General features: G+C 66.6%; 11 protein-coding genes. 7 read left to right on the top strand and 4 right to left on the bottom strand.

Features of this window, described 5'->3' with window-relative positions:
• Nucleotides 1–8: 8 nt before the first annotated feature.
• Nucleotides 9–1,244, bottom strand: a complete 1,236-nt coding sequence (locus DTA22_RS32875) for an acetyl-CoA C-acetyltransferase (RefSeq protein WP_112302206.1) — start codon at nucleotides 1,242–1,244, stop codon at nucleotides 9–11.
• Nucleotides 1,245–1,516: 272 nt separating this feature from the next.
• Between DTA22_RS32875 and DTA22_RS32870 the strand changes: the two genes are divergently transcribed.
• The gene (locus DTA22_RS32870) at nucleotides 1,517–2,755 is read left to right on the top strand and encodes a TetR/AcrR family transcriptional regulator (protein WP_112302205.1); all 1,239 of its coding nucleotides are present in this window, start codon (nucleotides 1,517–1,519) and stop codon (nucleotides 2,753–2,755) included.
• 38 nt (nucleotides 2,756–2,793) lie between these two features.
• Here DTA22_RS32870 and DTA22_RS32865 read toward each other — a convergent pair whose 3' ends face one another.
• On the bottom strand, nucleotides 2,794–3,726 hold the full coding sequence (locus tag DTA22_RS32865) for an oxygenase MpaB family protein (protein ID WP_112302204.1): 933 nt from the start codon (nucleotides 3,724–3,726) through the stop codon (nucleotides 2,794–2,796).
• A 23-nt stretch (nucleotides 3,727–3,749) separates the two neighbouring features.
• Nucleotides 3,750–5,282, bottom strand: coding sequence for an aldehyde dehydrogenase family protein (locus DTA22_RS32860; protein WP_112302203.1), 1,533 nt, complete (start codon nucleotides 5,280–5,282; stop codon nucleotides 3,750–3,752).
• Nucleotides 5,283–5,440: 158 nt separating this feature from the next.
• On the opposite strand from DTA22_RS32860, the gene DTA22_RS32855 reads away from it, so the two are divergent.
• Entirely contained in the window at nucleotides 5,441–6,583 is a 1,143-nt protein-coding gene (locus DTA22_RS32855; RefSeq protein WP_037244645.1) for an acyl-CoA dehydrogenase family protein, read from the top strand.
• A gap of 47 nt (nucleotides 6,584–6,630) precedes the next feature.
• A complete protein-coding gene (locus tag DTA22_RS32850; RefSeq protein ID WP_112302202.1) occupies nucleotides 6,631–7,326 on the top strand; it encodes a GntR family transcriptional regulator in 696 nt (231 codons plus the stop codon).
• Nucleotides 7,327–7,341: 15 nt separating this feature from the next.
• Here DTA22_RS32850 and DTA22_RS32845 read toward each other — a convergent pair whose 3' ends face one another.
• Nucleotides 7,342–8,277 (bottom strand): esterase/lipase family protein, encoded by a 936-nt coding sequence (locus DTA22_RS32845; RefSeq protein WP_112302201.1) that lies wholly within the window; start codon nucleotides 8,275–8,277, stop codon nucleotides 7,342–7,344.
• A gap of 231 nt (nucleotides 8,278–8,508) precedes the next feature.
• Between DTA22_RS32845 and DTA22_RS32840 the strand changes: the two genes are divergently transcribed.
• The 4 genes from DTA22_RS32840 to DTA22_RS32825 are packed head-to-tail and all read left to right on the top strand — an operon-like array spanning nucleotide 8,509 to nucleotide 12,903.
• Complete coding sequence (locus DTA22_RS32840; protein ID WP_112302200.1) at nucleotides 8,509–8,946, top strand: chorismate mutase family protein; 438 nt, start codon at nucleotides 8,509–8,511, stop codon at nucleotides 8,944–8,946.
• A complete protein-coding gene (gene pabB / locus DTA22_RS32835; RefSeq protein WP_037244634.1) occupies nucleotides 8,946–11,018 on the top strand; it encodes an aminodeoxychorismate synthase component I in 2,073 nt (690 codons plus the stop codon). Before DTA22_RS32840 ends, pabB begins: the two co-directional genes overlap by 1 nt.
• Nucleotides 11,015–11,947 (top strand): prephenate dehydrogenase/arogenate dehydrogenase family protein, encoded by a 933-nt coding sequence (locus DTA22_RS32830; RefSeq protein ID WP_112302199.1) that lies wholly within the window; start codon nucleotides 11,015–11,017, stop codon nucleotides 11,945–11,947. Before pabB ends, DTA22_RS32830 begins: the two co-directional genes overlap by 4 nt.
• On the top strand, nucleotides 11,944–12,903 hold the full coding sequence (locus DTA22_RS32825) for an AurF N-oxygenase family protein (RefSeq protein ID WP_112302198.1): 960 nt from the start codon (nucleotides 11,944–11,946) through the stop codon (nucleotides 12,901–12,903). Before DTA22_RS32830 ends, DTA22_RS32825 begins: the two co-directional genes overlap by 4 nt.
• Nucleotides 12,904–12,984: the final 81 nt, after the last annotated feature.

The raw sequence follows: 12,984 nt of genomic DNA, 5'->3' as shown, positions 1-12,984 counted from the left end.
TCCTGTGCTCAGTGCTGGATGCGTTCGACGACGGTCGCGATGCCCATGCCCGCGCCGACGCACAGGGTGGCCAGGCCGTAACGCTTGCCCCGGCGTTCGAGTTCGTCGAGCAGCGTGCCGAGGATCATTGCGCCGGTAGCGCCCAGAGGGTGGCCCATCGCGATGGCGCCACCGTTCACGTTCACCTTGCCGAGCGGGATCTCGAGGTCCTTGGCGAACTTCAGCGCCACGGAGGCGAAGGCCTCGTTGATCTCGAACAGATCGATGTCGGAGACGTCGAGTCCGGCCTTCGCCAGTGCTTTGCGCGCCGACGGCGCGGGACCGGTAAGCATGATCGTCGACTCGGAGCCGATGACTGCCGTGGACACGATCCGGCCGCGCGGCGCGAGGCCCGCGCGCTCACCGGCTTCGGCGCTACCGATGAGCATCAGGGAGGCACCGTCGACGATCCCGGACGAGTTGCCGGCGTGGTGGACATGGTCGATTCGCTCCACCCAGTGATATTTCTGCAGTGCCACGGCGGAGAATCCGCCCTGCTCCCCGAGCGCGGCGAACGACGGCGTCAACGCCGACAGGCCCTCGACGGTGGCGCCGGGCCGCATGTGCTCGTCCCGGTCGAGGACGACGACACCGTTGCGATCCCGCACCGGAACGACCGAACGGTCGAACCGTCCGTCAGCCCAGGCGTCGGCCGCCAGTTCCTGTGAGCGAACCGCGAACTCGTCGACCTGGGTGCGACCGAACCCCTCGAGGGTCGCGATGAGGTCGGCGCCGATCCCCTGCGGCACCATGTACGTGTCGTAGTTGGTCGCCGGATCGAGTCCCCATGCACCGCCGTCCGATCCCATGGGAACCTTCGACATGGATTCGACGCCACCCGCGAGAACGAAGTCTTCCCAGCCGGAGGCCACTTTCTGTGCGGCGAGGTTGACGGCCTCGAGCCCGGAGGCGCAGAAGCGGTTGATCTGGACACCCGCGACGGTCTCGGGCAGTCCGGCAGCCAGCGCCGCGACCCGCGGAAGCACGCCGCCCTGTTCACCCAGCGGCGACACGATGCCGAGCACGATGTCGTCGATCAGTGCCGGGTCCAGATTCGGATTCCGGACCTGGATCTCCTCGATCAACCCGACCGCCAGGTCGATGGGCTTGGTGCCGTGGAGGGCACCGTTGCTCTTCCCCCGTCCACGAGGGGTTCTGATCGCGTCGAAGATCAATGCCTGCCCGCTCTGCCGGGTTGCACTCATGATCCAGCTACCTCCGATAGTTCGAAATGTGACATCCAGGAGCGCACGACCGTCAGGAGACCGCGGACACATGCGAATTGCGGTTAACTTATTCTGCGCGTTCCTCACGTGTCAATACCTCTACGACGACGCCGCAGCCAGATTCACCGGCAATTTCCGCGAATGTGGCGTGACACTTTCACCGCACGCAACCCTCAGCCGACCCGACGATGCGAAAGTCTCGGTTAAGATCATCGACAGTTAAACTGGCAGATGACTGCCGATTACTGGAGGTGACCGTGGCTCGGACCAGCACGGCGGCCGGTGCCGCCACCGAGCGGCCGATCCGCCGTCGCCCGAAGAATCGCAAGGCCCAGATCGCGAACGTCGCCGCCGAGGCCTTCAGCGAGCGCGGCTACCACGCGGTCGGCGTCGACGAGATCGCTGCCACCATCGGGATCTCCGGCCCCGCTCTCTACCGGCACTACCCCAACAAGTACGCCCTGCTCGTACACGCCGCCACCACGACTGCAGACGCACTGCAGGCGGCAGCGGACGGCGCGCTGGACGGCGTTGCCGGACTCGAGCCCGGAGACCGACTCGATCATCTGATCTCCGCACTCGTCGCGAACACCATCGAGAACCGCAAGGTCGCCGGACTCTACCGCTGGGAGGGCCGGTATCTCGAGGCCGAGGATCGCACGCGCATCCGCGACGTCTTCGTTCACGTCACCCAGTGCGTGGCAGGCCCCCTGCGGGAACTGCGCCCCGAACTCACGTCCGTCGACGCGACGACGCTGGGGGCGTCGACGCTGAGCGTGATGGGGAGCATCAGCGCACATCGCACCACTCTCGCGACGCGCCGACTCGACGCGCTTCTGAAGTCTGCGTGCGAATCGATCCTGCGCGCGACACTGCCTCCCGCCGTCCCGACCGAAGGAAAGAACGCGGGCGCAGGTGCGGTACGCGGCCTGGCGGTGACGTCCAAGCGCGAGTTGCTGATCAACGAGGCCGTGAAGATCTTCGACCGGCACGGCTACCACGACTCGAGCATCGAAGAAATCGGCGCCGCGGCCGGCATCAACGCGTCGAGCGTGTACCGCCACTTCCCCAGCAAGGCCGACCTTCTCGCAGCGGTGTTCTACCGCGCGTCCGACCGGCTGGCCGTGGCCACCTCGGCGGCGCTGTCCACCGCCACCGGCCCCGAGGATGCGCTCCGCAAACTCGCCGAGTCCTACCTGGAACTCTCGTTCGGGAACCCGGAAGTGCTGTCGGTGTACTTCGCGGAGATCGGGAACCTCCCGAAGAACGAGCGGACCAATCTCCGCAACGTGCAGCGCCTGCACGTCGAGGAGTGGGTCCACCTGGTGACCGCCGTGCGCACCGAACTCTCGGCTCCGGAGGCGCGGTTCCTGGTACACGCAGCGCTGGGTCTGGTTCTCGACATCGGCCGACTGGTCCACTTCGACACCCGCGAGGAGTCGCGTGCGCGTCTCCACACCCTGATGACGGCGGTACTACTGGGCCACTGAGGCCGTGCCCCTGGACGAATCGCCCAGGGACACAGCCGTCACGCCGCCCGTCGACGGGCTCCGCGATGATTGTCGTTGTCCGCTCCCAGGTCACGGGGACGGTAGCCCACCGGGTATCCGGGGTAGCTCCGGTTGCGCCGATCCCGTGCGGCCTTGGACTCCCGGCGTGGCGGCAGGAACCGCACGAACCTCGCACGGGCCCCCAGCGCACGGCGGGACGCGTTCTGCAGCCAGATCGGGGCGGCGGGAAACCCGAACGCGGACAGCATCATCGGGTCGAGGAGGGCGTAGACCCCCTGCGCGACGAGCGGCCGGAGTGGTGCCGGAAACCAGGAACAGAACAGCTTCAGCGTGTACGTGCCGACACGATGGTTGTCGTCGGTGTACCGGAAATGCTTCCGCTCGTACTCGGCCTTGAACCGGTAGAAGTCCTCGAAACTCTCGGGAATGTTCTTGATTCCCATTCGGATTCCCACCTGACGGTAGAAGTGGAAACACGCGAGACGCTCGTTCGGGGTCAGCCGCCGCCAACCGAAGCGGTCGATCCAGTCGATCGGCTCATAGATGAAGGTGGTCAGCACGTACAGCATGTCGTCGTTGTCGATGTCGTACTTGCCGTGCATGCGATTCACGACGCGCAGCGATTCGATGCCGCGCTCGGAGTCGTAGCCGTGTTCGACGAGTTCGGCCATCAGCAGAGCGGTGTCGTCATACCGCTTCTGCGGTCGTTTCTCGAACTCACCGGTGCGCTGCAACAGTTCCGAAATGGTGGGGACGCAGTACGTCCGGAACAGCGCGAACTCGAGGGACCGCTGGTAGTCCCACGGAAACTCGTAGCCCGCCGTGATGCGATGGATCTCCTGGTGATCGTCGACCGGGTCGAGTTCCTCGATGCGCCGCTGCCAGCCGTGCCTGCCCCGCGGAACCCCGCCCGGCGCGCCGGTGTCGGCGCGCTTGGTCTTCATCAGCATGTGAATACCCTCCTGCCGTGTGCTCAGCGTCCGTGCCGGTTCTTCAACATCCAGGCCGAGATCTTCATGTCCCGCGACTTGCGCTGCATGGTGAGCAGGTTCAGCGGAGCCGCGAACCTCTGCCGGGCGATGGATTTGACCCGGCTGAATTCGCGCAGACCGTCCGCGCCGTGGATGCGGCCGAAGCCCGAATCCCCGACCCCGCCGAACGGTAGCGCCGCCACGCCGGCGAACCCGAGCACCGAGCCGATCGTCACGACGCCGGCCCTGAGCTTGTCGGCAACCTGCATCGCCTTCGTCGCATCCTTGGTGAAGATGGATGCGCCGAGTCCGAACGTGGTGCCGTTGGCCTTCGTGACCGCTTCGTCGAGGCTGGCGACCTTGTTGATGACGACCGTGGGGCCGAACGTCTCCTCGCGGATCGCGGTGCTGTCCTCGGGAACGCCGGTCAGCACGATCGGCCCGACGTAGCCGTCCTTGATGGAGTCGAGTCCGCCCACCACCGCCGATCCGCCCTTGTCGAGTGCGTCCTGGACGTGGCCGCGGACGACGTCGGACTGACTGGTCATCGTCATAGGACCGTAGGCGGCGTCCCGGGGGCCGGGGCGCAGGACCTTCGACTTCTCGGCGACCAGTCGGACGAACTCGTCGTAGGCCGAGTCGACGACGTAGATGCGCTCGACGCCGGCGCACGTCTGTCCGGCGTTGCCCATCGCCCCGAACACCGCGAAGCCGGCCGCCTCGTCCAGATTCGCGTCGGCGTCGACGAGCATGGCGTCCTTGCCGCCCGCCTCGACGACGAGGGGGGTCAGCGTTTCGGCACACGCCGCCATGACGCGCTTGCCGGTGGCGGCGGATCCGGTGAAGGCGATCTTGTCGACCCCGGCCGAGACGAGAGCCGCGCCGGTCGACCCGTCTCCGGTGACCACCTGCAGCACGGGTTGGTTGGGGACGAGCGCCTTCCACTTGTCGGCGAGCCACACCGCGACCCCGGGGGTCAGCTCGCTGGGCTTGAAGACGACCGTGTTGCCCGCCGCCAGCGCATAGGAGATCGACCCCATCGGCGTGTACACGGGGTAGTTCCACGGCCCGATGACACCGACCACACCCATCGGCTCGTATCCGACGCTGCTGGCCTGGTTCGCGCTGACCAGGCCCGACGGCACCTTACGCCGCTTCAGAACCTTGCCCGCGTTCTTCGCGGCCCAGTCGAGATGCTCGATGGCGAGCATCACTTCGAGGAGCGCGTCGTCGTACGGCTTGCCGGTTTCGGCGGCGACGAGCGCGGCGAGCTGCTCGCCGTCGCGGGCCATCGACTTCTTCCAGTCGAGGAGCCATTGCTTGCGCCCGTCGAACCCGAGTGCGTTCCACCACTGCGCGGCCGCACGGGCCGCGTCGACGGCGGCGCGCACCTCCTGCTCCCCCTGGATCGGGTACTCGGCCAGGACGTTGCCGTTGCGGGGGTCCAGGGACGCGAACGTCTTCGGCGCCTGCTCCGTCCGGGCCTCGGGCTGCTCGCCGGCCGTCGTCTCGGTCGTCTCCGCCTGCTGTGGCATGGTCGATGTCCTCCCTCGAGATCACATCAAATATATGTGATGTGATGTAATGTAGTGGACATCACAGTATGCGGCCGACCCCATCGCGGCAAGCCCCACACAGTCACCTCCGGCCGACCGATTCGCCGGCCCCATCAACCATGAGGAGTCCCCCGGACATGAGCGTCGAATTCACCAGTGAACAGAAGGACTTCGCAGCGGCGATCGCCGATTTCTGCAAGCGCGAGAGCGGCACCCGCGAGCAGCGCGACAGGCTGACGAATCACGGCGAGCACAACCACAACCAGGACGTCTACGAGAAGATGGCCAAGCTGGGCTGGCTGGGCATCACCATTCCCGAGGAGTACGACGGCTCGGCCGCCAGCCACGTCGACATGTGCATCCTGCTCGAGGAGGCCGCCAAGGGGATGGCACCCATCGGCGGAATCGGGCCCACCCTGATCACGGGCGGCGCTTACGCGAAGTTCGGAACAGACGCACAGAAGGATGTCGTGTTGCGCGGCATCGTGGCGGGCCGATCACAGTCCATCTCGATGTCCGAGCCGGAAGCCGGTTCCGATGTCGGCAATCTCAGCACCCGCGCGGAGAAGACCGCCGACGGCTGGGTGATCAACGGACAGAAGACGTGGTGCTCCAACGCGCACTTCGCCGACAACATCCTGCTCGTGGCCCGCACCGGGCGCGGCGACGGCAAGCACGAAGGCCTCACGATGTTCCACGTCCCCGCAGATACCGCCGGGCTGAAGATCAGCGGCATCGACACGATGGGCGGCAAGGAGGTCAATGATCTCTACTTCACCGACTGCGTCCTGCCCGAGGACGCGGTGGTGGGCGAGGTCGGCAACGGCTGGCGCCAGCTGATGACCGGCCTGAACTTCGAACGCCTGATCCTCGCCGCCATGATGCTCGGCACCGCTCAGCGCGCGTTCGCCGACACCCTCGACTTCGTCACCCAGCGCAAGCAGTTCGGGCGGCCCGTCGGATCGTTCCAGGCGCTGCGCCACCGTATCGCCGATCTCGCGACGGAGATCGAGTGCTGCAAGCTGCTCGTCTACAGCGTCGCCGAGGACGTCGACGCGAACCCGGACAAGATGCTGGCCCGCGAGGCGTCGATGGCCAAACTGAAGGTCACGGAGACGGCGAAGAAGGTCGCACTCGAGGGCATGCAGATGATGGGCGGGTACGGCTACGCCACCGAGTTCGACATGGAGAAGCACGTCCGCTCCACCATCGTGTCGACCATCTACGGCGGTACCAACGAGATTCAGCGCGACATCATCGGCAAGACCTACGGCTTGTAATCACCCCCTGCGGTTTATGCTGGTTTGCCGCATCGAAGGAGTTCTCCATGGCATCGCCCTCCGTGTCACGATCCCCAGCGGGCCGCACCCTGCGCCGCCGACCCCAGCTGTCGGACGACGTCGCCGTGCACGTCCGCAACCTGATCATGTCCGGGGGCGTTCGCCCGGGTGACTTCATCCGCCTCGACGAGACCGCGGCGGACCTGGGGGTCAGCGTCACACCTGTCCGTGAGGCGCTCCTGACCCTTCGCGGCGAGGGCCTCGTCGAGCTGGTTCCCCACCGCGGGTACGTCGTCGCACCGCTCAGCCGGGACGACATCCACGACCTCTTCTGGCTGCAGGGGCAGATCGCCGAGGAACTCGCGGTCCGCGCGACGCGGTCGGCCACCCCGGAGGCCGTGGAGGAGCTGACCGCGATCAACGAGAAGCTGCGGCGCGCCGTCGAGGACGGCGACGCCGACCGCATCGAGGACCTCGAGTTCTCGTTTCACCGGGTCATCAACCGGCTTGCCGACGCGAGCAAGCTGTCGTGGTTCCTGCTCAGCGCCACCCGGTACACCCCGGTGCAGTTCTATTCGTCCGATCCGGCCTGGGGTGAGTCGGCGGTCGAGAGCCATCGCCGGCTCATCGCCGCGCTCGCCGACGGGAAGGCCGACGTGGTGGGTGCGGAGAACAAGGCCCACTTCATCGACGGCGCCCAGCGGCTGGTCGCGCATCTCGACGAGGTCGGCATCTGGGACTGACCGGCGCCACCGGTGTCAGCACGGTGCGGGGTTGCGATCTCCGTAGGTGGGGTCCAGAGCCCGCTGGATGATGTATACGGCCCGCGCATCGGTGGTCAGCTGGATGTGTTCGGACGTGTTCGTCTCGCAGCCGTCCTGGAGCCAGATGTTGTGCACGACGGCACCGGGACCGGCCGTCAGGAACGTGTTCTCCGGCGGGGTCGACACGGTGTCGCTGCGGCTGGCGACCACCGTGTACTCGATGCCCGGGTCGGTGTCGCCGCTGGCGTTGAGGACTTGCAGGAAGGGTGAGCCCACCATCTGCTGGATGTAGGACGGTCCGACCGCGACACCGGCGAGCGTCATGACCGGCACACCCAGTGCCTGCGCGATCGCACCGAGCGACTGGACGTCCCCGAAGCTGGTGCCGTGGTTGGTGGCGCCGAGTGTGACGAGCGAGTGCACCTTGTTCAGCGCGGGGTTCGTGCGGTCGGCGCCGCCGTCGAACCGCAGGTACTGGCGGGAGACCGTGCCACCGAGCGAATGCCCGATCATGTCGACCTGCGAAGCGCCGGTGGTGGTGCGGACCTGGTCGACGAATCCGGCGAGCTGCTGAGCGGACTCCGCGATGTCGGCGCCACCGAACATGCGCATCAGGTTGCCCTCGGTCAGACCGGTGGCCTGTCCGTAATTGAGGGCGAACACGCAGTATCCCTCCGCCGTGAGCGCCGGCGCGAGGTCCTTCCATGTTCCCACCATGCCGGTCCACGTGCCGTGCACCAGCACGACGGGACGCGGATGCGCCGCGGACGGCTTACAGCTCCAGTCATTCGCCCCCGGCAGCACCGACAGGTCGGCCGCGGGTGCGGGTTCCGCTTCCACGGGATCCGCTGCCGCTGGTGCCGCACTGCACAGCATCACGATGCCTGCCAGCACGAACAACAGGGCCCTACTGGCCAACGATATACGCATATTCCTCGTATCCTGGGTTAGCGGAAATAGACTTCAGGTTACGTTAGCCAACCGTCCATCAAAGTCTCAACTCGAGATCGAGACTCTGGGGGTGATAACCCACCTGGTTCGTATTCGGCCGTTCGAACACACCCCTTCCGGCCATCCGGAAGGGCTCATGGAAACGAACCACCAACGACACACGATAGTCGGGATGAGAAAGCTACTGCCGATCGAGTGAGTGGGGCGACTATGTACTTCTCCGTAGGACAGCGGAACGGCGACGATTCCGGAGAGCATTCTGACGCCTCGGCGCAGCAGGCACTCGAGGGTCTGCGCGCGGAACTCGACGCAGTCGACGCGACCCTGCTCGAAGCGGTCCGGCAGCGCTTGGAGGTGTGCCTGCGCATCGGCGAACTGAAGCGACGCGAGCACATCGCCATGATGCAGCCAGGCCGGATCCACATCGTCCACGAGCGGGCGCGACAGTACGCGGACAGCCACTCACTGTCCCCGGAGTTCTTCGACTCGCTCTACGACCTTCTCATCGCCGAGACGTGCCGGCTCGAGGACCTCGTCATCAACGCGGAGCCCGCCGACGAGGGCGCCCGCCACAACGGACACCACGACCACCGTGACAACCACCACGTTCGTCACAGTTCCGTGCCATCTGCGAATGTCGAGTCGTGATGAGTACCCGGACGCTGTTGATCGACAATTACGATTCCTTCACCTATAACCTGTTCACTCTGCTGGCCGAGGTGAACGGTGAGCCCCCCACGGTCGTGCACAACGATGTGGAGTGGGATTCGATCCCCTGGTCCGACTTCGACAACATCGTCATCTCCCCCGGTCCCGGACGCCCGGAGCGGCAACGCGACTTCGGCATCAGTGCGCGCGTCATCACCGAGACCGAACTCCCCGTCCTCGGCGTGTGCCTCGGTCACCAGGGTCTGTGCCAGCTGTTCGGGGGCAGTGTGGTTCTCGCACCCGAACCGATGCACGGCCGCGTGTCCCTCGTCGAACACGACGGTTCCGAACTCTTCGCCGGCATTCCGTCACCGTTCCCGACGGTCCGCTACCACTCGCTGATCGTCGAGGATCTCCCCGACGACCTCGAGGCCACCGCCTGGACCGCCGACGGCCTGCTGATGGGTGTCCGGCACCGCACGCGTCCGCTGTGGGGCGTCCAGTTCCACCCCGAATCGATCAGCACCGCCTTCGGTCACGAACTGCTCGCGAACTTCCGCGATCTCACGCAGACGCATTCCGGGACACCCACGCACGGTTCGATGCTGAGAATCCCGATTCCCCACGCGCCGTACGTGGTCCAGCAGGTGCGCGTCGACCACGAAGTCGACCCCCGCACCACGTTCGAGGATCTCTTCGCATCCGGGCCCAACGCGTTCTGGCTGGACGGGACGTCGGCATCGGAACCGAATTCGCGATTCACCATCATGGGCAATTGTTCCGGCCCTCGCGCGGAGTACATCACGTACGACGTCAGCGAATCGATCGTCCGGATCACCCGCGAGGGATTGCCGGTCGAACAGGTGCACGCACCGTTCTTCGACTACCTCGAGCGGCAGCTGCAGGCCCGGTCGGTGCCCGGCCTCCCGGGTGTGCCGTTCGGCCTCGGCTACGTGGGGTACCTCGGCTACGAACTGAAGGCCGAGACCGGCGGCACGGCGGCCCACAAGTCGCCCACCCCCGACGCCGCGCTGGTGTTCGCCGACCGCGCCGTCGTCATCGACCATTCCGGCGAGCGCACCTACGCGCTGTGCCTGAGCGATCACCAGGACGATCCGGAGTTGCGCCGCTGGCTCGACGAGATGGAGGTGGCGCTGCATCGGCTGGCCGAGCCGGACAACCCGCCGACCGCGGTATCGCCGATCCGGAAGCCGGAGTCCGCCGAACTCGCCCTGCGCCACGAACACGACAAGTACCTCGAACACATCGCAACCTCGCTCGGTGAGATCCGGACCGGCGAGTCCTACGAGGTGTGCCTGACCAACATGGCGACGGTGGACCAGTCGATCGATCCCCTGCACACGTTCGAGTTGCTGCGTTCCATCAGCCCCACCCCGTACAGCGCGTACCTCCAGTTCGCCGGACTGTCGGTTCTCAGCGCCTCCCCCGAACGGTTCCTCAGGATCGGCGCGGACCGGGTGGTGGAGTCCAAACCCATCAAGGGGACGCGTCCACGCGGCGCCACCCCCGCCAAGGACGCGGCGCTTCGGCAGGACCTGCTCGACAGCGAGAAGGACCGCGCCGAGAATCTGATGATCGTCGACCTGACGCGTAATGATCTGGCCCGGGTGTGCGTTCCCGGATCGGTGCACGTTCCCAAACTCTTCGATGTCGAGACGTACGCGGCGGTGCATCAACTCGTGTCGACCGTGCGCGGCACCCTCAGCGCCGATGCCTCCGTCGTCGAGTGTGTTCGCGCCGCCTTCCCGGGCGGATCGATGACGGGCGCCCCGAAGATCCGGACCATGGAGATCATCGACCGGCTCGAGTCCGGGCCGCGCGGTGTGTATTCCGGTTCGATCGGCTACTTCTCGCTGACGGGGACGGCAGACCTGTCGATCGTCATCCGCACGATCGTCGCCACGGACAGCGAGGTGACGTTCGGTATCGGCGGGGCGATCACGGCACTCTCCGACCCGGAGGAGGAATTCGACGAGGCGATGGTCAAGGCCGCCACCATGTTGCGGGCACTGACCGTGACGGCAGACCGGCCGAACGAGATCGGGCCGTGAACGTCCCGGCCGCATCCGCCCGGACCGTCGCGCTGATCGGCGGTTCCGGCGATGTCGGCCGGATGCTGGCGACCCGGCTGCGCGCCGACGGAAACACGGTGCGCACCATCGACATCCGGTTCACCGACCGGTCCGATCCGGATCAGGTGAAGGGCGACGTCACCGACCCGTCTTCCGAGGTGCAGGCGGTGGTGAACGCCGCGGACGCGGTGATCCTCGCGATCCCCGAAAGTGCCGCGCTGGAGGCGATTCCGTTCGCGGTGGCGGAGTTGTCCGAACACGCCCTGCTGGTCGACACGCTGTCGGTGAAGTCCCGATTCGACGCCGCCCTGCGTGACAGTGCGCTGCGCAACGGCGCGGTCGGCATCAATCCGATGTTCGCGCCCTCCCTCGGACCGGAGGGCCGCCCCATCGCGGCGGTGACCTACCGGGACAGCGGTGAGGTCGAGTGGTTCCTGTCGGTGCTGTCCGGCTGGGGGTCGTCGGTCGTCCGCCTGGACGCCGAACACCACGACCGGCTGACGGCAGCGACCCAGGCGCTGACCCACGCCGGCGTCCTCGCCTTCGGCCTCGCGCTCGCGGACCTCGGTGTCGACGGTGCCGAACTCACCGCGGTGGGGACCCCTCCCCATCTCGTGTCGCTCGCGCTCCTCGCCCGGGTCGGTGGAGGCGTCCCAGAGGTCTACCGGGACATCCAGGCGGGCAATCCCTTCGCGGGCGAGGCCCGCCGCGCGCTCGCCGCGGCGCTGACCACTCTCACGGAAACCGTCGAGCATGGCTCGGAGGACGACTTCGCCTCGCTCATGTCCCGCTCGACGTCGGCGCTCGGCGACCGGAGCGAACCCCTCGCCCGGCTGTGCGCCGACCTCTTCACCGATCTCGTTCACAGACAGCCGCGGTCGTGGGACAGGAACGGAGATTCGTCATGACGCCCCAGAAGACTCCCTCGCTCCCGGAGTACGACCCGGCTGATCCGGTGGAGAGCGCCGTCGTGTCCCGGCTCGCCCGGAACTGGGGACAACGGGCGACCGTGAAGAAGCCGGAACCGGACCTCGACGCACTGTTCGACCTCGCCAAGCAGGACTACCCGAACGAGTTGCTGCCCTTCGCCGATCACGATCGGTTCCTGGGCATGAGCGAGGAGCAACGGAACCGGCTCCGGGCGTGGGCCTGGATCGCATTCAACAAGAATGTCATGGACATCGAGCAGTACGTGGTCAATCCCGGGTTCGACCTCGTCGCGCACGACGCCCTGGACACCGGGCTCGGAGACACGTTCGCCGTGGCCGTCCACCAGGCGATGGTCGACGAGCAGTACCACACCCTCATGCACCTGAACGCGAGCGCGGTCACGCGCAGGCAACGCGGTTGGGCGATGCCGAACAATGCCCTTCCCGACGTCCTCACGTTGCGCCGTCAACGCGCGGCGACTGCCGATGCCGCCGACCCGAGGAAGCGGGCGATCACGACGTTCGCCTTCATGACGGTGGCCGAGATCTCGATCAGCTCCTACCTCGACCTGATTTCCGAGAACGACGTCATCCAGCCGGTCAACCGGGCGACGGTCCGCCTCCACAACCGCGACGAGTACTGTCACGCCTCGATCGCCGACGACATCGCGGGCGTCGTTTACGACACCCTGAGCCCCGGCGACCGCCGCCATTTCCTGGACGGGCTCGTCGACGCGATGACCGCATTCAGCAGCAACGACTACTCGACGTGGCACACCATTGTCGAACTCATGGATCTGGGCGGCGGTCAGGCGATGATCGACGACGCCGAACACGACACCCGCCGATCCGCACTGGTTCAGGATTTCAGTGGCATCCACAAACTGTGCAAGCACCTCGGCGTCGCGGGCGAGATGTCCTTCGAGTGGGCCTGACCCCGCGGCGACGGGAACCGGGCGACAGGAACAGACGGGGCCGCATGGTGGGAAGGCTCGGTGCCTTCCCACCACGGGCCG

The sequence above is a fragment of the Rhodococcus wratislaviensis genome (assembly GCF_900455735.1).
Classification (GTDB): domain Bacteria; phylum Actinomycetota; class Actinomycetes; order Mycobacteriales; family Mycobacteriaceae; genus Rhodococcus_F; species Rhodococcus_F wratislaviensis.
The sequence above is the reverse complement of the archived record's forward strand: the minus strand, read 5'-3'. Positions and strand labels throughout refer to the sequence as shown.